Consider the following 992-nt stretch of genomic DNA (forward strand, 5'->3'; position numbering starts at 1 on the left):
GCGCTCCCACGGCGCCGGGGCGGCCGGACCAGCCGGCGACCAGCACGATGGCGAAGTAGGGCGCCTTGTCGTCCTTTTTGTCGGCAAGCTTCATCGAGACGCTGCCGGCCATGGTGCCGCGCTCGACATAGACGGCGCGCGACAGCTTGGCCGTAGCCTCCAGCGCCCGCCTGATCTTGGGCAGGTTGCGGCCGACCTTCATTATGACGGCGGCATCGGTGTCGGCCAGCCGGCGGGTCAGCTCGAACTCGCTCATCGTGCCCGGCAGCACGGTGAGCACGTCGTCGCCCTGGACGATCGGAATACCGGTCTGCGACCAGCAGCCGGACATGGCGGTGACGCCGGGGATGACTTCGGTCGGAAAACGATGGGCGAGGCGCACATGCAGATGCATGTAAGAGCCGTAGAACAGCGGGTCGCCCTCCGACAGCACCGCAACCATTCTGCCGGCTTCGAGGTGCTCGGCGACCTTTTCGGCCGACTCCTCGTAGAAAGCCGTGATCTGCGAGCGGTAGTCGTCGTGGTCCCTGGCGATTTCGGTTGTGACGGGATAGAGCAGCGGCAATTCCGTCATTTCGGGCCGGAACTGCGCTTCGACGATGGCGCGGGCGTTGCTGTTGTTGCCGCGCTTGGCGAAATAGGCCACGACATCGGCCTCGGCCAGGATGCGGGCGGCTTTTAGGGTCAGCAGTTCGGGGTCGCCAGGACCGGTGCCGACGCCAACGAGGCGGCCTTTGAGAAAGGCGTTCACAGGCCAGGCCTCGCCAATGAATTGAGCGCGGCGGCGGTCATGGCACTGCCGCCAAGCCGGCCACGCACGATGGCGTAGGGAACGCCGTAGGAATTCTCGGCCAGCGCATCCTTGGATTCGGCCGCACCGACGAAGCCGACCGGCATGCCGATGATGGCCGCCGGCTTCGGTGCGCCATCGCGCAGTTTTTCCAGGAGATAGAATAGCGCGGTCGGCGCATTGCCGATGGCAACCACAGAGC

2 protein-coding genes are annotated in these 992 nt (G+C 65.7%); both read right to left on the reverse strand.

The window, feature by feature from the left end:
- On the reverse strand, positions 1-751 hold a 751-nt coding region (locus tag EN884_RS36970; protein ID WP_128361178.1), incomplete at its 3' end, for a precorrin-2 C(20)-methyltransferase.
- Positions 748-992 (reverse strand): precorrin-8X methylmutase (locus tag EN884_RS36975; protein WP_206617768.1); only part of this gene is annotated, 245 nt, incomplete at its 5' end. The genes EN884_RS36970 and EN884_RS36975, both read right to left, overlap by 4 nt.

Origin of the sequence: Mesorhizobium sp. M7A.F.Ca.AU.001.01.1.1, assembly GCF_004022735.1 — a bacterium.
In the GTDB taxonomy this organism is placed as follows: Bacteria; Pseudomonadota; Alphaproteobacteria; order Rhizobiales; family Rhizobiaceae; genus Mesorhizobium; species Mesorhizobium ciceri.